The 22,107-nt window shown below is 67.8% G+C and carries 20 protein-coding genes and 1 tRNA gene; 7 read left to right on the top strand and 14 right to left on the bottom strand.

What is annotated here, in order from left to right:
- Positions 1 to 102 precede the first annotated feature (102 nt).
- The 4 genes from ACIN94_RS00705 to ACIN94_RS00690 all read right to left on the bottom strand — a co-directional run bounded on the left by ACIN94_RS00705 (position 103) and on the right by ACIN94_RS00690 (position 1,951).
- A complete protein-coding gene (locus tag ACIN94_RS00705; protein ID WP_400697663.1) occupies positions 103 to 816 on the bottom strand; it encodes an HAD-IA family hydrolase in 714 nt (237 codons plus the stop codon).
- Positions 817 to 871: 55 nt separating this feature from the next.
- On the bottom strand, positions 872 to 991 hold the full coding sequence (locus tag ACIN94_RS00700) for a DLW-39 family protein (RefSeq protein WP_312882319.1): 120 nt from the start codon (positions 989 to 991) through the stop codon (positions 872 to 874).
- A gap of 153 nt (positions 992 to 1,144) precedes the next feature.
- Positions 1,145 to 1,555: a VOC family protein gene (locus ACIN94_RS00695; protein WP_400697661.1), complete on the bottom strand. Its 411-nt coding sequence runs from the start codon at positions 1,553 to 1,555 to the stop codon at positions 1,145 to 1,147.
- Positions 1,556 to 1,666: 111 nt separating this feature from the next.
- Positions 1,667 to 1,951: a GNAT family N-acetyltransferase gene (locus tag ACIN94_RS00690; protein ID WP_400697659.1), complete on the bottom strand. Its 285-nt coding sequence runs from the start codon at positions 1,949 to 1,951 to the stop codon at positions 1,667 to 1,669.
- Positions 1,952 to 2,329: 378 nt separating this feature from the next.
- Here ACIN94_RS00690 and ACIN94_RS00685 point away from each other — a divergent pair, with 378 nt between their 5' ends.
- Complete coding sequence (locus tag ACIN94_RS00685) at positions 2,330 to 2,728, top strand: ATP-binding protein (protein ID WP_400697657.1); 399 nt, start codon at positions 2,330 to 2,332, stop codon at positions 2,726 to 2,728.
- 114 nt (positions 2,729 to 2,842) lie between these two features.
- Entirely contained in the window at positions 2,843 to 3,247 is a 405-nt protein-coding gene (locus ACIN94_RS00680) for a GNAT family N-acetyltransferase (RefSeq protein WP_400697655.1), read from the top strand.
- Positions 3,248 to 3,286: 39 nt separating this feature from the next.
- Here ACIN94_RS00680 and ACIN94_RS00675 read toward each other — a convergent pair whose 3' ends face one another.
- Complete coding sequence (locus ACIN94_RS00675) at positions 3,287 to 3,760, bottom strand: NUDIX domain-containing protein (protein WP_400697653.1); 474 nt, start codon at positions 3,758 to 3,760, stop codon at positions 3,287 to 3,289.
- A gap of 158 nt (positions 3,761 to 3,918) precedes the next feature.
- On the opposite strand from ACIN94_RS00675, the gene ACIN94_RS00670 reads away from it, so the two are divergent.
- The 3 genes from ACIN94_RS00670 (at position 3,919) to ACIN94_RS00660 (ending at position 6,846) form a co-directional block, all read left to right on the top strand.
- Positions 3,919 to 4,989, top strand: coding sequence for a polysaccharide deacetylase family protein (locus ACIN94_RS00670; RefSeq protein WP_400697650.1), 1,071 nt, complete (start codon positions 3,919 to 3,921; stop codon positions 4,987 to 4,989).
- Between the two features lie 124 nt (positions 4,990 to 5,113).
- Positions 5,114 to 5,557, top strand: coding sequence for a CBS domain-containing protein (locus tag ACIN94_RS00665; protein ID WP_400697647.1), 444 nt, complete (start codon positions 5,114 to 5,116; stop codon positions 5,555 to 5,557).
- The gene (locus ACIN94_RS00660) at positions 5,554 to 6,846 is read left to right on the top strand and encodes an ArsB/NhaD family transporter (protein ID WP_400697645.1); all 1,293 of its coding nucleotides are present in this window, start codon (positions 5,554 to 5,556) and stop codon (positions 6,844 to 6,846) included. Before ACIN94_RS00665 ends, ACIN94_RS00660 begins: the two co-directional genes overlap by 4 nt.
- Positions 6,847 to 6,898: 52 nt before the next feature.
- Here the strand turns inward: ACIN94_RS00660 and ACIN94_RS00655 are convergent, their stop codons facing one another.
- Complete coding sequence (locus tag ACIN94_RS00655) at positions 6,899 to 8,149, bottom strand: MFS transporter (RefSeq protein ID WP_400697643.1); 1,251 nt, start codon at positions 8,147 to 8,149, stop codon at positions 6,899 to 6,901.
- Between the two features lie 189 nt (positions 8,150 to 8,338).
- On the opposite strand from ACIN94_RS00655, the gene ACIN94_RS00650 reads away from it, so the two are divergent.
- Positions 8,339 to 9,103, top strand: coding sequence for a class I SAM-dependent methyltransferase (locus tag ACIN94_RS00650; protein WP_400697641.1), 765 nt, complete (start codon positions 8,339 to 8,341; stop codon positions 9,101 to 9,103).
- Between the two features lie 114 nt (positions 9,104 to 9,217).
- Here ACIN94_RS00650 and ACIN94_RS00645 read toward each other — a convergent pair whose 3' ends face one another.
- The gene (locus ACIN94_RS00645) at positions 9,218 to 10,957 is read right to left on the bottom strand and encodes an LVIVD repeat-containing protein (protein WP_400697639.1); all 1,740 of its coding nucleotides are present in this window, start codon (positions 10,955 to 10,957) and stop codon (positions 9,218 to 9,220) included.
- Positions 10,958 to 11,219: 262 nt separating this feature from the next.
- On the opposite strand from ACIN94_RS00645, the gene ACIN94_RS00640 reads away from it, so the two are divergent.
- Positions 11,220 to 11,897 (top strand): DUF305 domain-containing protein, encoded by a 678-nt coding sequence (locus ACIN94_RS00640; protein WP_400697637.1) that lies wholly within the window; start codon positions 11,220 to 11,222, stop codon positions 11,895 to 11,897.
- A 57-nt stretch (positions 11,898 to 11,954) separates the two neighbouring features.
- Here the strand turns inward: ACIN94_RS00640 and ACIN94_RS00635 are convergent, their stop codons facing one another.
- The 7 genes from ACIN94_RS00635 to recF all read right to left on the bottom strand — a co-directional run bounded on the left by ACIN94_RS00635 (position 11,955) and on the right by recF (position 22,045).
- Entirely contained in the window at positions 11,955 to 14,426 is a 2,472-nt protein-coding gene (locus ACIN94_RS00635) for a heavy metal translocating P-type ATPase (RefSeq protein WP_400697635.1), read from the bottom strand.
- 189 nt (positions 14,427 to 14,615) lie between these two features.
- A tRNA-Ile gene (locus ACIN94_RS00630) sits at positions 14,616 to 14,689 on the bottom strand.
- A gap of 137 nt (positions 14,690 to 14,826) precedes the next feature.
- Positions 14,827 to 15,414, bottom strand: coding sequence for a DUF3566 domain-containing protein (locus ACIN94_RS00625; protein WP_400697633.1), 588 nt, complete (start codon positions 15,412 to 15,414; stop codon positions 14,827 to 14,829).
- Between the two features lie 141 nt (positions 15,415 to 15,555).
- Entirely contained in the window at positions 15,556 to 18,048 is a 2,493-nt protein-coding gene (gyrA, locus tag ACIN94_RS00620) for a DNA gyrase subunit A (RefSeq protein ID WP_400697632.1), read from the bottom strand.
- A 48-nt stretch (positions 18,049 to 18,096) separates the two neighbouring features.
- Positions 18,097 to 20,040: a DNA topoisomerase (ATP-hydrolyzing) subunit B gene (gene gyrB, locus ACIN94_RS00615; protein WP_400697629.1), complete on the bottom strand. Its 1,944-nt coding sequence runs from the start codon at positions 20,038 to 20,040 to the stop codon at positions 18,097 to 18,099.
- A gap of 297 nt (positions 20,041 to 20,337) precedes the next feature.
- Positions 20,338 to 20,883, bottom strand: coding sequence for a DUF721 domain-containing protein (locus ACIN94_RS00610; protein ID WP_400697626.1), 546 nt, complete (start codon positions 20,881 to 20,883; stop codon positions 20,338 to 20,340).
- Positions 20,873 to 22,045: a DNA replication/repair protein RecF gene (gene recF / locus ACIN94_RS00605; protein ID WP_400697624.1), complete on the bottom strand. Its 1,173-nt coding sequence runs from the start codon at positions 22,043 to 22,045 to the stop codon at positions 20,873 to 20,875. The genes ACIN94_RS00610 and recF overlap by 11 nt, the downstream gene beginning before the upstream one ends.
- Positions 22,046 to 22,107: the final 62 nt, after the last annotated feature.

Raw genomic sequence — 22,107 nt, 5'->3', positions numbered from 1 at the left:
AGTGCATTTCTTTTACATCACTCAATTTCGCGTTGAAGTGAGAGATGTCGACAGCCGGTCGCATGAAAGCTCCGCCGGAAGAACCAGTGATCGCGAGAGCCCTCAGCAGGCGGAGGCACCCACCGGTGTCTCCGCCAGGTCCCTGCCGAGCACCAGGCAGGGAAGGTCGGCGATGGAGTCCAGGATGTGCGTGGCGCCCCCCTTGAGAAGACGTTCCTTGCTGTGTACTCCGGTCAGGACACCGGCGACCACCGACGCGCCGGAGCGACGGCCGGAGAGCATGTCGCTCTCGGAGTCGCCGGCCACCGCCACCTGACGGACGTCCTCAATGCCGAGGCGCAGAACCGCGGCGAGGACCATGTCCGGCATGGGACGACCGCGCCCGGCGTCTTGCGGGCAGAGCGCGAGATCAACCTTGTCGGACCAGCTCAGAGCCGCCAGCACGCTGTCGAGCGTGGTCCGGCTGAAACCGGTGGTGAGGCAGATCTTGACCCCGGCGGCGCGGAGCTTCTCCAGCGCCTCGACGGTGCCGGGCGGCGGGACCAGACCCGCGCGTCCGATAACGCCCTCGTAGGAGCGCTCGAAGGTCAGGCTGGCCGCCTGAGCCTGGGCTTCGTTGGCGGGGAAGATGCCCCGGAAGACGTCGATGGTCGGGCAGCCCCGAGACCGATGCACATGCACCATGGCACGTGCGTACGCACCGGTCCCGGGGACGATGCCCTGCGTGGCGATCGCCTCGGCGAACGCCCGTTCGACCATGGCGACATCACCGATCGTGGTGCCCGCCAGATCCAGGCAGGCAAGCCTGATGGGCATTACTTCCCCATCTTGGGCAAGGATCATGAAAGCACCCAAATCGGTAGCCGCGTTTTCAGTTCTCGCTGCCGGTGGCCTCAGTCCACAGATCCAGCTCGGCGCGGTCCGCCTGCACCTTGCGCCAGACCAGCAGTCCCCCAAGCGCGACAAGTGCCAGAACGACCAGCTTCTTCACGGTGTGACCCCACTTCTTGACGGTCTCACCTGCCGGGGTGAGACAACGCCCGGTTCCAACGGTTCCCTGCAGCCTAGCAAGGGATCGGGCCCTGATCTGGTTTGCACCATAAGCCCAGGTGGCAAATCTGCGCCGACCGGGTGATTTTAATCATCATGTCGTACGGCTCGCGCTCAAATGATTGCGATCCGCGACGAGTTCGACCTCGAAGCCGTCCTCGTTCTCAAGATAACCCGCGTAATGGTCGGTTCCGCCCGCGTGAGGGTGCCGATCGGTGAACATCAACATCCATCCGTGCTCCACCGCCGCCGCGACCAGCGCGTCTACCCGCTCCGCTCCGCTGACGCGGAACGCCAAATGATTCAGACCCGGCCGGCATCGATCATGGGAGGGAGCCGTCAGAGCGGGTGACTGCTCGACGACGACATACACACCGTCCAGTGCCCAGCTCCGGCCATCTGCCCATTCCTGGAAGGGCTGGTATCCCAGCTCCCCGAGCAGCCATCCCCACGCCCTCACGGCGCGGTCGAGATCGGGCACCCAGAGTTCGATGTGATGCAACATGACCGCCCATACTGCCATCGGTGACCGCCACCGGCCAGGTCGGCAGGCAGGTCACGTCCCCGTCCGGCCCGGTGGTCCTCCCCTCTGCGTGCGGAGGCGGACCGGGCTCCGTCAGCCGCCTTCGACGAGATCCGCGTAGTCGGGGTGGCGCTCGATCCATGCCTTCACGAACGGGCAGCGGGGCACGACCTTCACACCTTCGGCACGGGCCGCGTCCAGCGCCGCGCGGGCGAGCGTGCCACCCACCCCGTTTCCCTCGAACTCGGCGTCGACCTCGGTGTGGGTGTAGACGACAACGCCGTTACGCCGGATGAACTCCAGCTGTCCCGCGTGCTTGCCGTCGACCTCCGCCTCGAAGAAACCGCCACCGGGCGAGAGCTTGACATCGACCTGCATAGAGTGCCTCCTTCACCTGGGCCGCCGGACGACGGCACCTCGATCAGCCGATCTCACACGGCATCCGTCTGAATACTTCCAGCGTGGAGACCCCGGACTTTAGTCCTGATGGAGGAAGTAGAGGAGCCCCGCGGTGCCCCACCGCCTGACCGTTCCCCGGTCCGCACACCCCGCCAACCCGGCTCACGCACTGGCCGGTGGTACCCCGTGCCGACGACGGGCAGCCATCGGCGGATATCTCTTCGCCGATGCGGTCGTAAGTTGGCATCGACCGGGCAGGTGTTTAGCATCATGTAACTCGTCAGCAACGCCCTGGTTCTGGAGCCAGTCGGCTCGCCCCCCGGTGACTGCCAGACAAGGCGACGTCAAGGGGGTGTCGTGACTGGTGACCGCGGCCGGCACTGGCCGATCGACGACGATCTCACCGCTCTGCGGCAACGTCTCCTCCAGCACGCGGCCCAGGCGGGTATGCGCGGTGAACGGCTGGACGACCTGCTGCTCGCCGTCAACGAGGCCGTCATCAACGTCCTGGAACACGGCGGTGGCAAAGGCACGCTGAGTATCTGGCACAACGACAGCTGCATCACCGTGGATGTCATCGACACCGCGGGGAACCTGGCCCCCCGGCACATCCCCCCGGAACGTCCCGCGGGCACGGTGCGGGGTTTCGGCCTGTGGCTGATGAGCCAGCTGTGCGATGAGCTGACCATCCACCAGAACCCGGGAGAGTCGCGCGTCCGCCTGCGGATGAACCTGCACGCCGCCCCCGCCCTGTAGAGGGGCGGTCCGCCCGCGCACAGAGGCGGATCCGGCCAATATATGGATGGTCTCTGCCGGTCGTCCACGACTACTCTCTCCACCGTTCACAAGATCGATGCGAGGAGTACGCCCGTGATCCGCTACACCGACGCCGTCGACACGATCGATGCCGACCGGCTCGTGGGCTTCTTCGTGGGGTGGCCGACTCCCGCCTCTCCGGAGCAGCACCTGGCGGTTCTGCGAGGAAGTCACCGCGCGGTCATCGCGATCGACGAGGAGACGGAGCGCGTCGTCGGTTTCGTCAACATGATCAGCGACGGTGTCCTGACCGCCTTCGTTCCCTGGCTGGAGGTTCTCCCCGAATACCAGGGCCGGGGGATCGGGTCCGAGCTGATGCGGCGGATCCTCGTCGACACCGAGCATCTCTACTCCGTCGACCTCCTCTGCGAAGCACCGCTCCAGCCCTACTACGAGCGCTTCGGCATGCTCCGCGTCCCCGGTATGACCCGCCTGCACCGCTCCGCCCTCCACGGCTGAGGCACTCCGCCCCGGGGAGCAGGCTGCGGCACGGAGCGTTCAGCCGGGTACGGCCCTGCCGTACTCCAGATACACCGATCCACCGAGCTCGCGGGCGGCGACCGCCGTCTTCACCCGCAGGGCCAGACGCTCGGTCAGCAGATCGTCCATGTCCTCAACCGGATGGAACCCGAAGCTCGTCAGCTCGTTGTCGGAGAAGACGATCCGCTCAAGCACGTCCGCACCGAGCACGCCACCGTCGAAGACGAAGAGGATCAGGTCGCCGTACTTCGGGCTGGGCGCCCAGTCCACCACGAGAAGACGGCCTATCGGCGGCTGGATGCCGAGTTCCTCACCGACTTCGCGGACACAGGCCTGATAGGGGGTCTCTCCCGGCTCCACGATCCCGCCGGGGATATCCCGCTGTGTCTTGTAGGACGGCTGGACGATCATGACGCGGCCGTCCTCGTCGAAGAAGAGGGCACCCGCGGCTGCCCGGGCCCGTGCCACGGACGGAACCCCTGGCTCATTCATGATTTCGACTCTAGGGGAATCCGTCCGTCGGATGGTGCTGAACGTCGTCGGGCTCACGGCTCCGGCACCCCAGGTACGGAGCCTTTGCCTAAGGCGGAGATCAATCCGCAGGTCAGCGGGGGATAAGGATTCCATCGTCTGTGCGGTGGGGGGATTCGATGGGCCTACTGAGGGTGAGCCGGGTCGGCGTGGTGGTCGTGGCGGCGAGCACCGTGCTCGCCGGGTGCATGCCGGGACAGGGTGAGGAATCACAGAGCAAGCTGGACGCCAAAGTCGCCGCGGCCAAGGCGTCCGCGGCCGCGGCCGGGAAGGCAGCCCTTCTCAAGGCGAAAATGGCGGCGGCTGCGAAGGTCCGCGCCAACGAGCTGGGTGAGATTCCCGTGCTCATGTACCACCGGGTGGTGGAGAAGCCGACCACCCAGGACGACCGCACCCCCCAGCAGTTCCGCGCGGAGCTGGAGCGGCTGGCCAAGGAGGACTACGTCCCGATCACGGCGGCCGAGTATGTAAGCGGACGGATCGACATCCCCGCGGGGCGGCACCCGGTCGTCCTCACCTTCGATGACTCGTCCCCGTCGCAGTTCGACCTGGACGGGATGGGCGTGCCCAAGCCGGGGACGGCCGTCGCCATTCTCCAGAACGTCGCCCGGAGTCATCCGGGGTTCCGCCCGGTGGCCACGTTCTACGTGACGCGCGACATGTTCGGGAAGGCGACCCCGGAGGAGCAGACCCAGATGCTGGCGTGGCTCCGCGACAACGGCTTCGACATCGGCAACCACACCCGTGACCACAAGAACCTGCGAGGCAAGCCGGAGAAGGAGGTGAACGCCGAGATCGTGGCGGGACACGAGCTCATCACCAAGCTGATCAACACCAATCCGGTCACGCTGGCGCTGCCGTACGGCAACCAGCCGAACCACAGTGACTGGGCTCTCAAGGGTGCCTCCGGTGGTGTCTCCTACAACTACGGCGGGGTGTTCCTCGCCGGATACACCCCCGCGCTGTCGCCGTTCAACAAGAAGTTCGACCCGCTCGGCATCCCGCGGATCCGCTCGATGGACAAGATCGGTGACTGCGTGAAGTTCTGCTCCACTGCCTGGCTCGACTGGCTGAAGGCGAACAGCGACGAGCGCTACACCTCGGACGGCGATGTGAAGACGGTCGCCTTCCCGAAGTTCAAGACACCGTTCGTGCTCAAGCGCTACACCGACCGCGTCCTCGCCTACTGATCCGGTGAGCGTGGCCGAGGGGCGACCTTCTCACGGTGGCGTGACGGTTGGTAGGTTGACCCTCGGGTGAGCCGGGAAGTCTGGTCGGCACTTCTACTGGCGATCCTGAAAGTGCCGAGGTGTCATGCGTGCCCGCGATCTGGTCACCGAATTCCCGACCGTCTCCCTGGACTCCCCCGTGCTCGATGCCGCCCGCCTCCTGGCCGACCAGGATCTGCCCGGCCTGATCCTGGTCGACGAGAACGGCTCGCCCCGCAGCATCCTGCCCGGCACCCAGGTGCTGCGCCTGGCCGTACCGGGTTACTGCCAGGACGATCCCGCGCTGGCCCGGGTGGTGGACGAGGCGCACGCAGACGTCTTCCTGCGGTCGCTGGCCGGGCGGACGGTCCGTGAGTGCCTGCTGAAAACGCCGAGGGAGCTGCCGATCACCGATCCGGACGCCACCGTGCTGGAGATCGCCGCACTCATGGCGCGCACCCACAGCCCGCTCGTCGCGATCATGGACGGCGGCCGCTTACAGGGAGCGGTCACGCTGCAGACGCTGCTGGACCGGATGCTTGACTCGTGACGGCCCTCGCATGGCTGTCGGTCGTGGTGTTCGTCGGCGCGTACGTGCTGATCGCGACCGAGTGGATCCACCGGGTCGCCGCGGCGCTGGGCGGGGCCGGCATCATGCTGCTGATCCACGCCACCGACGGCAAGGCCGCGTTCTTCTCCGAGCACACCGGAATCGACTGGAACGTCATCTTCCTGCTGCTCGGCATGATGATCATCGTCGGTGTGCTCAAGCAGACCGGCGTCTTCGAATATCTGGCGATCTGGGCGGCCAAACGGGCCAGGGGGCGGCCGTTCCGGCTGATGGTCCTGCTCATCGTGATCACCGCGTCCGCCTCCGCGCTGCTGGACAACGTCACCACCGTGCTGCTGATCGCGCCGGTGACGTTCCTGGTGTGTGAACGGCTCGCACTGCCGGTCGCGCCCTTTCTCATCGCCGAGGCGATGGCCTCCAACATCGGTGGCACCTCCACCCTGGTCGGCGACCCGCCCAACATCATCATCGCCAGCCGGGGCGGCCTGAGTTTCAATGACTTCCTGGTCCACCTGGCGCCCCTGGTGGTGGTGCTGATGGTGGTCTTCGTCGGGCTGTGCCGCGTCCTTTTCCGGAAATCCTTCCGCTACGACCCCGAGCGGGCCGCGGAGATCATGCAGCTCGACGAGCGGGAGGCGATCGCCGACCGGACGCTGCTCTGGCAGAGCCTGGCCGTACTCGTCCTCGTCATGGCCGCCTTCGTGCTCCATCCGGTGCTGCACTACGAACCCTCGGTCGTGGCGATCCTGGGCGCCGGAATCCTGGTGGCGGCCACCAAGGTCACCACCGAGGACGCGATCCGCGAGGTGGAGTGGCCCACCCTGGTCTTCTTCGTCGGACTGTTCGTCATGGTCGGCGCCCTGGTCGAGACCGGCGTCATCGGGCAGGTCTCCCAGGCGGCGGTGAACGCGACCGAGGGACGGCTCGGGCTGACCACGATAGGTCTGCTGTGGGCGTCGACCGGCATCTCGGCCATCGTGGACAACATCCCCTACGTGGCGACCATGAGCCCCATCGTCTCCGACCTGGTGCAGGCGAACGGCGGAAACGACCATGCCCAGGTGCTGTGGTGGGCGCTGGCCCTCGGCGCCGACCTGGGCGGCAACGCCACCGCCGTCGGCGCGGCGGCCAACGTGGTCATCATCGGCATCGCCGCGCGCAACCGCACCCCGATCAGCTTCTGGCAGTTCACCAAGTACGGCCTGGTCGTCACCCTCGTCACCGTGGCGGTCGCCACGCCGTACATGTGGCTGCGCTACCTGCTGTAGGAGACACGCCGAGAGCCGGTCCCCCGCCTGCCGCCCCGGTGCCGGTAGGACGTCAGCGGGACAGGGCGTTCTCGGCGGGCGCCGGGGCCCGGAGTCCGCGCACTCCCGGGGAGAGCAGCGCGGCCAGGGAGGACAGGACGACGACCGCCGCACATCCGAGCAGCGCGGGCCTCGGGCCGATCAGGATCGCCAGCGGTCCCGCCACCAGCAGACCCACCGGGCCGAACATCAGGGATCCGAGGGCGTCGTAGGAGCTGACCCGCGACAGGGACTCGGGAGGCACCTCCCGCTGCATCGTGGTGTTCCACAGCACGCCGAAGATGTCGAAGCAGACACCCATGACGACCGCCCCGGCGACGATCGTCCACAGCGGGGTCCCCAGGCCGAGCAGCAGGTAGGGCAGGGCCGTGGGCACGGTGAGGACCGTGGCCACCAGGATGGGACGGCGGGGGCGCAGCCGTAGCGCGACGAAAACGCCGCCGAGCATGCCGACCGCCTCGCCCGCCAGGATCGCCGACCAGGCCGGCGCCCCGCCCAGGCTCTCCTTGGCCACCAGCGGTCCGAGCACGCCGTGCGCTGCCTGTACGGCCATCACCAGCACCGAGAACTGCGCGACGACCACCCACAGCCACTGCCGGGAAATGAACTCGCGCCAGCCGCCGCGCAGGTCGGCCAGGACCGAATGGTTCCCGGACGCGCCGCGCTCCGCCGGGGCGAGGCGCAGTGTGGCGATGAGCACGGCCGCCACGGCGAACATGGTGGCGCTGACGGCCAGCGCCCAGCCCCCGCCGAGCAGGACCACCGCGGCACCGCTCAGGACGAGCCCGGCGACGCGTGCGCTGTTGGCCCCCAACCCCAGCATGGCGTTGGCGGTCTGCAGCCGGTCGGTGGGGACGACGTCAGGCACGATCCCGGTCAGGGCGGGGAAGAGGATCGCCATCGCGATGCCGCTGGCCGCTGCCGCCACCACCAGAGCGGGAAGCGGGGTCCATCCGGTGAGCAGCATCGCGGCGAGACAGGAGAACGCCGCCGCGTTGAGCGTCTCACCGGCCATCATCACCCGGTGCCGGGGCAGCCGATCCGCGATCACCCCGCCCACGAGCATGAACGCCACCATCGGCAGCGCCTCGGCGGTGAGGACCACCGACAGCGTCGTGGCCGTCGCACCCGGCAGTTCGAGGATGCCGAAGGCGAGGGCCACGGGTGCGAAGGAACTGCCCAGCACCGAGATGGTCCGGGCGGCGAGCAGCAGGGTGAAGCGCCGATCCCGGAGCATGTCGAGATCGCGACGGTAACTGTGCACCTGCTGACTCCTCACGGAACACCAAAGGGGCACCATCCTGCCGCTCTTCGACGGTGATGTCGCGTCAATATCCGGGCCTCGCGATACCCGATGAGGGTGATCTCGATGCCGCGTCCGTCGTCAGGCGGCGGCGCCGGATACGAGGAAATTCGTTGTACAACCGCCGAGGCGCGTGGCAGCTTCGGAGGAATGACACGGACATTCGAGGAACTGGTCGCCGAGGCCGGAGCCGTATCCGTTGACGGCTGGGACTTCTCCTGGCTGGATGGCCGGGCAACGGAGGAGCGTCCCTCATGGGGATACGCGCGGCTTGTCGGCGAGCGGATGGCGCAGGCGTCCGCCGCGCTGGACGTCGAAACCGGTGGCGGGGAGGTGCTGGCGGGCGTGTCGCGGCTTGCCCCCCTGACGGTCGCCACGGAGTCCTGGCCTCCGAACATCGCACGGGCGAGCCAGAGGCTGCACCCGCGCGGGGTCGCGGTGGTCAGCCCCGGTGACGGGACGCGGCTCCCGTTCGGGGACGGGGTCTTCGATCTGGTGGTCAGCCGTCATCCGGTGACCACCTGGTGGGAGGAGATCTCCCGCGTGCTCCAGCCGGGAGGGACGTACCTCTCCCAGCAGGTGGGCCCCCGGAGCGTCGTGGAGCTGACGGAGTTCTTCATGGGTCCGCAGCCGGCGGGTTCGGGACGCGACCCCGAGCTGGCCAGGGCGGCGGCCGAGGCCGTCGGGCTGGGGGTGCTCGACCTCCGGTTGGAGTCGCTGCGCACCGTCTTTCACGACATCGGCGCCGTGATCTATTTCCTGCGGAAGGTGATCTGGATCGTCCCGGGGTTCACGGTCGACCGGTACCGCACCGAGCTCAAAGCCCTCCACGACCGCATCCAGGCCGACGGCCCCTTCCTCGCGCACACGACGCGTTTTCTCATCGAAGCCCGCAAACCCGCAAGCCGGCACTGAGCCGCGCTCCCGCACCGCGGGTGCGGGCCGGCCCGTGAACACGCCGGCATGGAAGAGGGGGCGCCCGGCGGACGCCCCCTCTCAGCGGTTCATCGCTGGATGTCGCGGCTCAGGTCAGCTGAGCGCGTCGGAAAGATCGAGAAGAGCCTTGGTCAGAGCCGCCTGCGCCTTGTCCGCGGGGTTGAGCTGGTTGGTGACAGCCCGCAGCTGCGCCACAGCGGCGTGCTTCTGCGGACCGTCCTTGAAACGCTCGGCCCGGTTGACGAACTTCTGCACGTTGTCGGCGGTGTCCTTCTTCATGGTGCCGGTACGCAACGCCTGCACGTAGTACGCCCGCACGACCTCGAAGCTCGCCGGCCACGTCACCTGCGGCTGGGTCTGCGGGTTGAAGTTGTCGAAGTTCAGCAGGGCCGCGGCGTCGATCTCGGCCTTGTCCAGGTCCTTGCTCGGCGTCAGCGCGAACGCGTCGAACCCACGGGCGATCTCGCTGCCGTAGACGTGACCGTTGTAGTAGTAACCGGACCAGAACCCACCGGTGACCAGCGAGTTCGCGTTGACCGGACCGCGGTCGAAGAACGCGATCTCACGCGGGTTGGCCGAGTCGGTGAAGTCGTAGGCCGAGATGCCGCCCTGGTACCAGGCCTGGACCATGATGTCGCGTCCGGGCACGGGGACGAGAGAACCGTTGTGCGCCACACAGTTCTCCTGGTTGGTCTGCGGGACCGGGAGCTTGTAGTAGCTGCGGAACTGCATCTTGCCGTCGACGATGTCGAAGATGGCGTTGGCGCCCCACGAGGGCTCGTCGGTCGTCCGGCAGCGCGCCGCGGTACCGCCGCCCCACTCGTCGGTGAAGACGACCTTCGTCCCGTCGTTGTTCAGGGTCGCCGAGTGCCAGTAGGCGAAGTTCGGGTCGGAGACCTCGTCGAGCCGGACCGGGTTGGCGGGGTCGGAGATGTCGAGAAGGAGACCGTTACCCGCGCAGGCCGCCGCGGCCAGGCCGAGCGCCGGGTAGGCGGTGATGTCGTGGCAGTGGTTCGTGACCGGCGACGGCGACCAGGTCGAGCCGGACGGGTGCCGGGGCGTGAGCGGGCTGTTCTGCAGGCCGTTGATCGCGCCGGTCTCCCGGTCGGTGAACAGGCGAGGCCGGCTCACGATCGCGGCGTTCTGCGGCGCGGCCAGCGGCACCTTGATGATGTCGATCCGCCACTGCGCGGTGTTCGGGTCGGTCGCACCGGTGTTGGCGCAGCCGGCCAGCTCGCTGCCCGACCGGATGCTGGACGTGCCCGAGACGTAGACGTAGACGTTGTCCGGGTCGTCCTTGCTGGTCACGAGCGTCTGGGTGTGCGATCCGCGGCAGGTCTGGACGGCCGCCACCTGCACCGGGTGCCGGATGTCGCTGATGTCGAAGACCCGGACGCCCCGGAACCGTTCGGGGTTGACCGTACCGCTGGCGCCCTGCGTGCCGCAGTCGATCCGGCCGCGCGTCTCCTCGACAGCCATGAACAGCAGGTTGCCGTGCACCGACATGTCGCCCTGTCCGCCCGGGCATACCACCGAGGTGGTCAGGACCGGATTCGCGGGCGTGGAGATGTCATAGATGTTGAAGCCGTGGAAGCTACCCACGAACGCGTAGTTGCCACTGAACGCCATGTCCGCGTTGGCGTACGAGAGGTTTCCGAGGTTTGAGGACTGGAAGAACCCTTCCGGCTTGTCCCGGTGCGCCAGAAGCTGCAGCCCACTGCTGGCCTCCTGCGCGTTCAGCCAACCGGCACCGAGCTCGACCCGCGGATCGACGTCGGCCGCCACGGCCGTGGCGGGCAGCAGCCCGACCACGATCGCCCCCGTAGCGATCATTACGCCTAACTTGCTTAATCCAGCACGTCCCCAACGTGCAGCACGACCATTACTCATCGGTCGCAACTCCTTTTTCTGGTGTCTCCATTGACGTGACCCAACGCAGCGCGATATAGGACCTCGAAAGCCCATATCTACACAAGCAAACAAGATCCACACATCGATATGGAAACTGTAAGGGAATGGCGAGATATGTGCTATACCCTGCGATATCTATTCATTCCGGACTTCTAACCCAGCGAGTCGAAAGCGGGTCCGCCTCATGTTCTCGTCCCCCCTGTTACGGCGTGTCTTCCCGCTCGCACTTCTCGTCACTGCCCTCACCGCATGCACGGCCGGGGGCTCCGAGCAGGTCGGCGAGCGCGCGCCCGCGGTCGTACAGCCGGGCGCCCCCGGAGAGCAAGGCGTGATGCTCACCGGCGACAAGCTGCCTCAACCTGAGGAGCGGCTGTACACCGAGGCCGACGTGCGCTTCATGCAAGGGATGATCCCGCACCACGCCCAAGCCCTGGTGATGGCCGGACTCGTGCCCACCCGCACCGCGCGCAAGGACCTGACGCTGCTCGCCGAACGGATCAAGGTGTCACAGCAGGACGAGATCAAGTTGATGCAGCGCTGGCTCCAGGAACGCCTCAAGCAGGTGCCGAACGGATATTCGGGCCACATACACGGCGGTGGGCTCATGCCCGGGATGCTCACCGACGGACAGCTCGCCGAATTGGAGAAGGCCAACGGCGCCGAGTTCGACAAGCTCTTCGTCCAGTTCATGATCTACCACCACACGGGCGCGCTGGGCATGGTGGAGAAGCTCTTCGCCGACAACGGCGGCCAGGAACCCGAGACCTACCAGTTCGCCACCCACGTCGACGCGGACCAGCGCATCGAGATCGACCGCATGCAACAGCTCCTCGCCGAAATGGGCGGCACCCCTCTCGGCTGACTCCTCGCCGACCGCCACATCACGGATCTGGCCTCTGAGCTGGCGCGGCCGTGGAGGCTACCAGGGCTTGAACCTGGGACCCCTGCCTTGATTCCCGCCACAACGAGGGCCACTATGCGGTCCTTCCACTCCCTGGCGCGTGCCGGAGGGTGAGGACAGCCGCAGCCGTTTGAGAGCCAGGGCGTTGACGGCGACGATGACGCTGGAACCGGACATGGACAGCGCGGCGATCTCGGGGCGCAGCATCAGGCCGAAGGCGGGCTCGAACACGCCCGCGGCGATGGGCAGGGCGATCGCGTTGTAGCCGACCGCCCACCCGAGATTTTGCCGCATCTTGCGCAGGGTGCCGCGGCTGATGTGCAGCGCGGTGGGTACGTCGAGCGGGTCGGAGCGCATGAGAACGACATCGGCGGTCTCGATGGCGACGTCGGTGCCGGCACCGATGGCGATGCCCAGGTCTGCCTGGGCCAGCGCGGGGGCGTCGTTGACGCCGTCACCGACCATCGCGACCTTACGGCCCCCGGCCTGCAGCTCGGCGACCTTGGCCGCCTTGTCGCCGGGCGACACCTCGGCGATGACGGTGTCGATCCCCAGCTGCCGTGCGATCCGCCCGGCGGTGACGGTGTTGTCACCGGTGAGCATGACCACCTCGACGCCGAGCCCGTGCAGGGCGGCCACTGCCGCCGCCGAGGTCTCCCGAGGCGCGTCGGCGATGCCGATCACCGCGGCGGCCGTGCCGTCGATCGCGACCATGACCGCGGTACGGCCGTCGGCGGTCACCTCGTCCCGGCGAGCCGCCAGCCTGCCGGGATCCACGCCCTCGCGCTCCAGCAGGCGCCGGTTGCCCACCGCCACCCGGTGTCCGGACACGTCGGCCACAGCGCCGTGACCGGGTACGTTCTCGAACCGCCCGGCTCGCAACGTCTCCAGGCCGCGCGCGTCGGCGTAGCCGACGATCGCCTCGGCCAGCGGGTGCTCGGACTCCCGCTCCACCGCGGCCACCAGCCGCAGCAGCTCGTCCTCCGCGACACCTTTGACGATGACGTCGGTGACCTCCGGTTCGCCCTTGGTCAGGGTGCCGGTCTTGTCCATCACCATGATCTGGATGCAGGCGGAGGTCTCCAGGGCGATCGCGTTCTTGAACAGCACGCCGCGCCTGGCGCCGAGCCCGGTGCCGACCATGATCGCCGTGGGAGTGGCGAGACCGAGCGCGTCGGGGCAGGTGATGACCACAACGGTGATGGCGAAGAGGATCGCGACGCTGAACGGCTCATCGGCGAGGAGGAACCAGGCGGCGAAGGTGAGCGCGCCACCGATCAGCGCGACGAGGACCAGCCAGAAGGCTGCCCGGTCGGCCAGCCGCTGCCCGGGGGCCTTGGAGTTCTGGGCCTGCTGGACAAGCTTGACGATCTGCGCCAGGGCGGTGTCCGCGCCCACCCTGGTGGCGTGCACCCGCAGCGTGCCGTTGCGGTTGATGGTCGCGCCGATGACCGTGGAGCCCGGCTGCTTGTGCACCGGCAGGCTCTCGCCGGTGACCATGGACTCGTCCACCTCGCTCTCGCCGTCCTCGACCACCCCGTCGACCGGGATCTTCGCCCCCGGGCGGACCAGCAACAGCTCGCCTTCGAGAACCTCGGCGGTCGGCACCTCGACCGGTTCGCCGTCGCGGATGACCACCGCTCGGGGAGGAGCCAGGTCGAGCAGGGTGCGGATGGCGTCGTTGGCGCCGCCGCGGGCGCGCATCTCGAACCAGTGCCCGAGCAGCACGAAGGCGGCCAGCACGGTGGCGGCCTCGTAGAACACCTCACCGCCACCGGTGAGGGTCACGGTCAGGGAGTACAGCCAGCCCGCGCCGACCGCCACCGCGACCAGCACCATCATGTCCAGCGTGCGCGCCCGCAGCGCCCGTACCGCGCCGTCGAAGAAGATCCAGCACGAGTAGAAGATCACCGGCAGGCTGAGCAGCAACGCCCAGACATCCTGGCGCAGCCCGAACGGGGCCGGCACGTCCAGGCCGAGCACCTCGGTGCCGATCGGGGACCACACCACGATCGGGATCGAGAACATCAGCGCCACCAGGAACCGGTTGCGCATGTCGGCCACCATCGCGGCCATCGACATTCCGGCGTGGCCGTCGTCCCCCATCATCTCGTGCGGGGAGACCACCCCCTTGGCCTCACCATGATCCGCGTGCTCGGCCGGTATCACGTGGGCTCCGTGCCCGGAGGGCGGCGGGTCCGGCTCGGTCATCGGATCGCAGATGTGAGAGGGCACCGACTGGCCGGCGCAGTGGTAGCCGCATTCGATCACCCAGGTGCGCAGCTCGGCCAGCGAGGTGCGGGCCGGGTCGAACACCACGGTCGCCGTCTGGGCGACCGGGTTGATCTCCACCTCCAGCACTCCGGGGCGGCGGCCGAGGCGGGCCATGAGGACGTTCTGCTCCGAAGCCCAGTACAGTCCGCTGACGTCGAGGACCGCGGTGCTGCGCTCCTTGCCGGTGCCGTGCCGGGTGTCCACGTGATCTGTCATGGGACTTCTCCTCGTACTCCACCTTCCCACGCATGAGCAGTCGCATGAGCAGTTTGAGCGTCCCGCCGCATTGCGGACAGGTACGGGCGGACCGAAGGGGCAACTTCACTGAGGCGGAGGCCGGAACGATAGTCACTCAGAAGACCAAAAAGGCCACTTCCCTCGATGGGAAATGGCCTCTGAGCTGGGTGGGGCTACCAGGACTTGAACCTGGGACCTCTTCCTTATCAGGGAAGCGCTCTAACCGTCTGAGCTATAGCCCCTTGTTACACGAAAGAACGGTATCGCATCCGTTTGCCGGAGGCGAACCCGCTCGGTCGAACAGGGAAAAGCTTACCCTGTTCCGGCACCCACTTGCGCCATGCCCCCGGCACAGCGGCCGGGGACATGGCGGACGTGGTTACTCGGCCTCGCTGAAGGTGACCTCCACACCGCCGACCAGCTCGGAGGCGATGTTGTAGATCACTGAGCCGAGGGTGGACAGGGCTGTGATCAGCACCACGTTCACCGCGCCGATCAGGGCGGTGTAGCCAAGGATGGGGACCGGTTCGAACCAGGAGGAGATGTTCACACTGCTGGTGGTCTTACCGTCAGCCGTCGTCAGCTGGTTCACCGTCTGGACGATGCTGTCGAACACCCCCATGCCGGACAGCACCATGTAGAGCACTGCGACCGCGACGAACAGCACCACGAAGCAGACCAGGGACACCACGAAGCTGAACTTCATGGCCGACCACGGCTCGATCCGGCGGAGCACCAGGTGGGCTTTGCGAGGCGATCTCGAAGAGGAGGCGCCTGATGCCTTCTTGCCTGGTCTCTCCGGCGGCGAGGACGACAGACCCCCGGGAGCCCAGGAGGAACTGTCGGTCTCCCCGCCCTGCGGATGGGTCCGCACCGTGGGGTCGCTTGGCCTGCCGTCCTCGATCGCCGTCACGTTCTGCCTGCCCCTATAGTCGTCGGTTACCGAACCATCATCGGTCTCCGGCATGGGCTTGCTACCGTCAGCCGGCGACTCGGCCGCCTTCGCTGGATCCGCTTCAGCAGCCTCGTCCATCTTCTCCGTCACTTGATCGCGTGTCGACGAGGAGGCCGGAAGTGGACGGTCTGGTCTGGCCTGAGCGCACATAGACTACTCCCCTTCCCCTTCCGCGTTCTGCTCCGTCTCCAAGGCCTCAGCATTGCGGGCGAGAGCCACGACGGAGTCCCCCTCCGCGAGATTCATCAGACGTACCCCCATGGTCTGGCGACCGGACTGCTTGATCTCCCCTGCGCTGGTCCGGATAACCCCACCGACGGACGTGATCGCGAAAACCTCGTCCTCTGGGCTGACCATGACAGCACCCACCAGCTTGCCACGGGCACTGACGATCTTGGCAGTCAGGACACCCTTGCCGCCTCTTCCCTGCACAGGGTACTGATCCGCCGGCGTGCGCTTGGCGTAACCGCCCTCGGTCGCGATCAACACGTCATCGCCGTCGCCGATGCGGTTCATCGCCAGCAGCTCGTCTCCCTCAAGGAAACGCATGCCGATCACACCGCTGGTCGCCCGGCCCATCGGGCGCAGAGCCTCGTCGGAGGCCGTGAAGCGGATGGACTGGGCGCCGCGCGAGACCAGAAGGAGGTCGTCCTCCTCGGACACCAGCCTGGCAGCGATCACCTCGTCATCCTCTCTCAGGTTGATGGCGATCAGACCACCCGAGCGCGGCGAGTCGTATTCGGACAGGCGCGTCTTCTTCACCAGGCCGCTACGGGTGGCCAGCACGAGGTACGGCGCGACCTCGTAGTCACGCAGGTCCAGCACCTCCATGACGACCTCGTCCGGCTGCATGGCCAGCAGGTTCGCCAGGTGCTGGCCTCGTGCGTCCCTGCCGGAGTCGGGCAGTTCGTAGGCCTTGACCCGGTAGACCCTGCCCTTGTTCGTGAAGAACAGCAGCCAGTGGTGGGTCGTCGTGACGAAGAAGTGGTCGACGATGTCGTCCTGCCGCAGCTGCGCGCCGCGCACCCCCTTGCCGCCGCGCTTCTGTGCCCGGTAGAGGTCGGTGTTGGTGCGCTTGGCGTAGCCGCCGCGGGTGATCGTGACGACCATGTCCTCCTCGGCGAGGAGGTCCTCGATCGACATGTCGCCCTCGTAGGCGATGATCTCCGTCTTGCGCTCGTCACCGTACTTCGACACGATCTCCGAGAGCTCGTCGAGGACGATCGACCGCTGCCGCTCGGGCGAGGCCAGGATCTCCTGGTAGTCGGTGATGTGCGCCATCAGCGTGTCGTACTCGTCGGTGATCTGCTGCCGCTCCAGGGCGGCCAGCTTGCGCAGCTGCATGTCGAGGATGGCCTGCGCCTGGATCTCGTCGATCTCCAGCAGCGTCATCAGGCCGCCCTGCGCGGCGGACGCCGACGGGGAGCGCCGGATGAGGGCGATGACCTCGTCCATCCGCTCGAGCGCCTTGAGCAGCGCGCGCAGGATGTGGGCCCGCTCCTCCGCCTTGCGGAGCAGGTAGCGGGTCCGGCGGACCACGACCTCGATCTGGTGCGCCACGTAGTGGCGGACGAACTGGTCCAGCCTCAGGGTCCGCGGTACGCCGTCGACCAGGGCCAGCATGTTGGCGCCGAAGGTGGTCTGGAGCTGGGTGTGCTTGTAGAGGTTGTTCAGCACGACCTTGGCGACCGCGTCGCGCTTGAGCACGATCACCAGACGCTGGCCGACCCGGGACGAGCTCTCGTCGCGGACGTCGGCGATACCGGTGATCCGGCCCTCCTTCACCGACTCGGCGATCGACAGCGCGAGGTTGTCCGGGTTGACCTGGTAGGGGAGCTCGGTGACGACCAGGCACTGGCGTCCCTTGGCGTCTTCCTCGACCTCCACGATCGCCCGCATCGTGATCGAACCCCGGCCGGTCCGGTAGGCGTCGTCGATGCCCCGGCGGCCGACGATCAGCGCGCCGGTCGGGAAGTCAGGGCCCTTGACCCGGGCGATCAACGCCTCGAGCAGCTCCTCGTCATCCGCCTCGGGGTTCTGTAGGGCCCACTTGATGCCCTCGGACACCTCGCGCAGGTTGTGCGGCGGGATGTTCGTGGCCATGCCGACCGCGATGCCGGCCGACCCGTTGACCAGCAGGTTCGGGAACCGCGACGGAAGGACCAGCGGCTCCTGGGAACGCCCGTCGTAGTTGGGCTGGAAGTCGACGGTGTCCTTGTCGATGTCACGGATCATCTCCATGGCGATCGGCGCGAGCTTGCACTCGGTGTATCGCATGGCGGCCGGCATGTCGTTGCCCGGCGACCCGAAGTTGCCCTGGCCGTCGACCAGGGTGTAGCGCAGTGCCCACGGCTGGGCCAGCCGTACGACGGTGCCGTAGATCGAGGAGTCGCCGTGCGGGTGGTAGGAGCCCATGACGTCGCCGACGACGCGGGAGCACTTGAAGTAACCGCGGTCGGGACGGTAGCCGCCGTCGTACATGGCGTAGAGCACGCGGCGGTGCACCGGTTTGAGTCCGTCGCGGACGTCGGGCAGCGCGCGGGCCACGATGACGGACATCGCGTAGTCCATGTAGCTGCGCTGCATCTCCGACTGGATGTCGACCGGTTCGATGCGCTCTACGGGCGAAGTGTTCACATCCGTCACGGGTGATGGATCCTTTTCAGAGTCGGAGCGGAGGCTGTACGGCTACCGCTACACATCGAGGAAACGGACGTCTCGCGCGTTCCTGATGATGAAGGAGCGTCGAGCCTCGACGTCCTCACCCATGAGAACGCTGAACAGATCGTCGGCCTGGGCGGCGTCGTCGAGGGTGACCTGGAGCAGGACGCGGGTCTCCGGGTTCATCGTGGTGTCCCAGAGCTGGGCGGCGTTCATCTCGCCCAGACCCTTGAACCGCTGGATACCGTCGTGCAGGCGCGGGTCGCGCTTGCCCCGGGCCAGGCCGTCGGCGATGATCGCGTCGCGCTCCTGGTCGGAGTAGGCGTAGGAGGCGTCCTCGCCCCGGCGGTCCCACTTGATCTTGTAGAGCGGCGGCTGGGAGAGGTAGACGTGCCCGGCCTCGATCAGCGGCCGCATGAAGCGGAACAGCAATGTCAGCAGCAGCGTGTTGATGTGCTGTCCGTCGACGTCGGCGTCGGCCATCAGGATGAGCTTGTGGTAGCGGAGCTTGGCGATGTCGAACTCGTCGTGGACGCCGGTGCCCATGGCGGTGATCAGCGCCTGGACCTCGTTGTTCTTCAGCACCTTGTCGATGCGCGCCTTCTCCACGTTCAGGATCTTGCCGCGGATGGGCAGGATCGCCTGGAACTTGGAGTCGCGGCCGCCCTTGGCCGAGCCGCCCGCCGAGTCACCCTCGACGATGAACAGCTCGCACTTCTCGGGGTCACTCCACTGGCAGTCGGCCAGCTTGCCGGGCAGGCCCGACCCGGACTCCAGCAGCGACTTGCGCCGGGTCAGGTCACGGGCCTGGCGCGCCGCGAGACGGGCCCGTGAGGCCTGCAGGGACTTGTTGATGATGTCCTTGGCCTCGCCGGGGTTGCGCTCGAACCAGTCGCGCAGGTGGTCGTTGCAGGCCTTCTGGACGAACGACTTGGCCTCGGTGTTGCCCAGCTTGGTCTTGGTCTGGCCCTCGAACTGCGGGTCGGCCAGCTTCACCGAGATGATCGCGGTGAGACCCTCGCGGATGTCCTCACCGGCCAGGTTGTCGTCCTTGCCCTCCTTGAGGAACTTCTGCTCGCGCGCGTAACGGTTCACTATCGACGTGAGCGCGGCGCGGAACCCCTCCTCGTGGGTGCCCCCCTCGGCCGTGTTGATCGTGTTGGCGAAGGTGTAGACCGACTCGCTGTAGGAGTTGTTCCACTGCATGGCGATCTCGACCGAGATCCCGTCGCCGTTCTCCTCGAAGTCGATCACCGAGAGGTGCGCGGCCTCCTTCTTGGAGTTGAGGTGCTTGACGAAGTCGGACAGGCCGCCTTCGTAGTGGTAGACCACCTCTTCCGGCTCATCGGTGATGTGATCGGGCCGCTCGTCCCGCAGGGAGATCGTCAGGCCCTTGTTGAGGAAGGCCATCTCCTGGAAGCGGCGCGAGAGCGTCTCGAAGCTCCAGGTCGTGGTCTCGAAGATCGTCTCATCGGCCCAGAAGGTGATCGAGGTGCCGGTCTCGTCGGTCGCCTCGCCCTTGCGCAGAGGGTGGGCCGGCCGGGTCTCGGCATAGCTCTGCCGCCAGTGGTGCCCGTCACGGCGGATCTCGACCTCCAGCCTGCTGGAGAGCGCGTTCACCACCGAGACACCCACGCCGTGCAGACCGCCGGAGACGGCGTAGGACTTGCTGTCGAACTTTCCGCCCGCGTGCAGCACCGTGAGGACGACTTCGACGGCCGGGCGGCCCTCCGCCTCGACGATGCCCACGGGGATGCCGCGGCCGTTGTCCACGACCCGCACGCCGTTGTCGGCGAGCAGGGTGACCTCGATCCTGTCGGCGTAACCGGCCAGGGCCTCGTCGACGGAGTTGTCCACGACCTCGTAGACGAGGTGGTGGAGACCACGCTCTCCGGTCGAGCCGATGTACATACCCGGGCGCTTACGGACCGCCTCAAGTCCTTCGAGAACGGTGATTGAGCTAGCGTCGTAGGACAAGTGCGGAATCCTCCTGCCGCGGACATGCAGCGGGGGCGAGAACAGCCCCCGCGGTGCCCGTCACCGTCGTGAATGCCCCGATGCGCGCACCCAGGGGAATCGGCTTACACGCCAGGGGTGACACGCAAACGGACGTGTCCGGAATTCGGTTTCATTCTAGCGGCTCCGAGCGCATGATGTGGCATTGACGGGCTCTAGAATGCCCTGTCGCGCGTCAACCCTCCGCTTAAGCATCCCCCTACGGGGAGGGGGGTCGTCGCGCCAGAAGGGCTGCTGATCCGTTTTCCGGGTGGTCGATCAGCCGTAGGTGTCACCCGGGCCGCGGCTCCCCGTGACCCGCAGGCCACCGCTGGGACGCGGGCCGTTCTGCGGGCCCCGCACCTTCACCCGCTGCACCGTTCCGTCTCCGAGCTCCTCATTCAGCCGCCTGACCAGCGTCCTTGCCAGCAGTCGCACCTGGGTCGCCCAGGCGGTGGAATCGGCGACCACCAGGACCTCCCCGTCGGCGAAGGTCTCCGGCCTGGTGTGCGCGGCCAGATCAGAGCCGACGATCTCGTGCCAGCGGCCGAACACCCCGCCCACGGCGACGGGCTGCTCCCAGCCCCGGTCGGCCAGGAGATCGGCGATGGCCCGGCCGAAAAGCTGGGGATCACTGAAATTCCTGCGCGGGCCGGCCGCCCTGCGGCGGGGCTCCCGGCGCGGCAGTTGGCCCCTTCTGGCCGCGTCCGCCTTGGCCTGGGCGAGCTTCTCCCTGGCGAGCGCGGCGCCCTTGGCAGCCGCGCTCTTCGCCGATCCGGGCTCGGAGGGCGTCGGACCGGATTCCGGCTGTCTCTCATCGGACACGGTTCACGCTCCCCTCGGCGACGTCGAACCGGCTTCCGGCCAGCTCCGCGGGCACGTCGTCGGCGACCGCGGCGGTGATCAGCACCTGCTCGGCCGGGGCGACGATCTCGGCCAGCCGGCGGCGGCGCTGGCTGTCCAGCTCGGCGAAGACGTCGTCGAGGATCAGCACCGGATCACCGCCGTCCGCCCTGAGCAGGTCGTAGGCGGCCAGCCGGAGCGCCAGCGCGAACGACCAGGACTCGCCGTGGCTGGCGTAGCCGCGCGCGGGCAGCTCTCCCAGGCCGAGGAACAGGTCGTCCCGGTGCGGGCCGACGAGGGTGACGCCACGTTCGAGCTCGGAGTCCCTGACCTCCAGCAGGCCGGCCCGGAGCCGCTCCTCCAGGGTCACGCGGTCGGCTCCCGCCTCGGTGGGCAGTGTGCCCCGGTATTCCAGACCGGCGGGTGCGGACCCGGGCGCGAGCGCCGCGTAGGAGGCGGCGACCAGCGGCCGCAGCGCCTCGACCAGCTCCAGCCGTGCCGCCAGCAGCTCCGCGCCGTGCCGGGCCAGGTGGGCGTCCCACACCTCCAGGGTGCTCAGCGGGTCTCCGGCCCCGGCCTCGGCGAACGCCGCGTCGTTCTCGGCCCGCCTGCCGCTCCGGCCGCTCCGCCGCGACCGCGCCGCCGTACGGAGCAGGGCGCCACGCTGCTTGAGCACCCGGTCGTAGTCGGCGCGGACCCCCGCGAAACGGGGGGCCCTGGCCACCAGCAGATCGTCGAGGTAGCGGCGCCGCTCCGAGGGGTCACCCTTGACCATGGCCAGATCCTCGGGGGCGAAAAGGACCGTGCGCAGCAGCCCGGCGACGTCGCGGGGGCGTGAGACCGGTGAGCGGTTCAGCCTCGCCCGGTTGGCCCTGCCCGGGTTGATCTCCAGTTCGATCAGCGCCCGCCGGTCCTCCCGCACGACCACGGACCGGACGATCGCTCGCGCCGCCCCCTGCCGCACCAGCGGCCCGTCGTTGGCGACCCGGTGGCTCGACTGCGTCGCCACGTAACCCAGCGCCTCGACCAGGTTGGTCTTGCCCTGCCCGTTGGGCCCGACGAAGGCCGTGACACCGGGCTCCAGGCCGAGGTCGGCGGTGTCGTAGGACCGGAAGTCGGTCAGGGAGAGGTGGGCGACATACACCTCAGGAAGAGTAGTCGGCCACACCCGCCGCTGGGGCGCCGCCGCGTCCACACGGCCCGCGC

This window comes from Streptosporangium sp. NPDC087985, from assembly GCF_044741965.1.
In the GTDB taxonomy this organism is placed as follows: Bacteria; Actinomycetota; Actinomycetes; order Streptosporangiales; family Streptosporangiaceae; genus Streptosporangium.
Note: the sequence above shows the minus strand (reverse complement) of the source record. Positions and strands in the feature narration are given on the sequence as shown.

What these genes read in the sequence shown, in the direction of transcription:
- ACIN94_RS00640 (WP_400697637.1), top strand. Translation starts at nt 11,220, where the DNA reads ATGTTCTCGTCCCCCCTGTTACGGCGTGTCTTCCCGCTCGCACTTCTC.
- ACIN94_RS00650 (WP_400697641.1), top strand. Translation starts at nt 8,339, where the DNA reads ATGACACGGACATTCGAGGAACTGGTCGCCGAGGCCGGAGCCGTATCC.
- ACIN94_RS00625 (WP_400697633.1), bottom strand. Translation starts at nt 15,414, where the DNA reads ATGCCGGAGACCGATGATGGTTCGGTAACCGACGACTATAGGGGCAGG.
- ACIN94_RS00690 (WP_400697659.1), bottom strand. Translation starts at nt 1,951, where the DNA reads ATGCAGGTCGATGTCAAGCTCTCGCCCGGTGGCGGTTTCTTCGAGGCG.
- ACIN94_RS00665 (WP_400697647.1), top strand. Translation starts at nt 5,114, where the DNA reads ATGCGTGCCCGCGATCTGGTCACCGAATTCCCGACCGTCTCCCTGGAC.
- ACIN94_RS00645 (WP_400697639.1), bottom strand. Translation starts at nt 10,957, where the DNA reads ATGATCGCTACGGGGGCGATCGTGGTCGGGCTGCTGCCCGCCACGGCC.
- ACIN94_RS00705 (WP_400697663.1), bottom strand. Translation starts at nt 816, where the DNA reads ATGCCCATCAGGCTTGCCTGCCTGGATCTGGCGGGCACCACGATCGGT.
- ACIN94_RS00675 (WP_400697653.1), bottom strand. Translation starts at nt 3,760, where the DNA reads ATGAATGAGCCAGGGGTTCCGTCCGTGGCACGGGCCCGGGCAGCCGCG.
- ACIN94_RS00670 (WP_400697650.1), top strand. Translation starts at nt 3,919, where the DNA reads ATGGGCCTACTGAGGGTGAGCCGGGTCGGCGTGGTGGTCGTGGCGGCG.
- ACIN94_RS00695 (WP_400697661.1), bottom strand. Translation starts at nt 1,555, where the DNA reads ATGTTGCATCACATCGAACTCTGGGTGCCCGATCTCGACCGCGCCGTG.
- ACIN94_RS00635 (WP_400697635.1), bottom strand. Translation starts at nt 14,426, where the DNA reads ATGACAGATCACGTGGACACCCGGCACGGCACCGGCAAGGAGCGCAGC.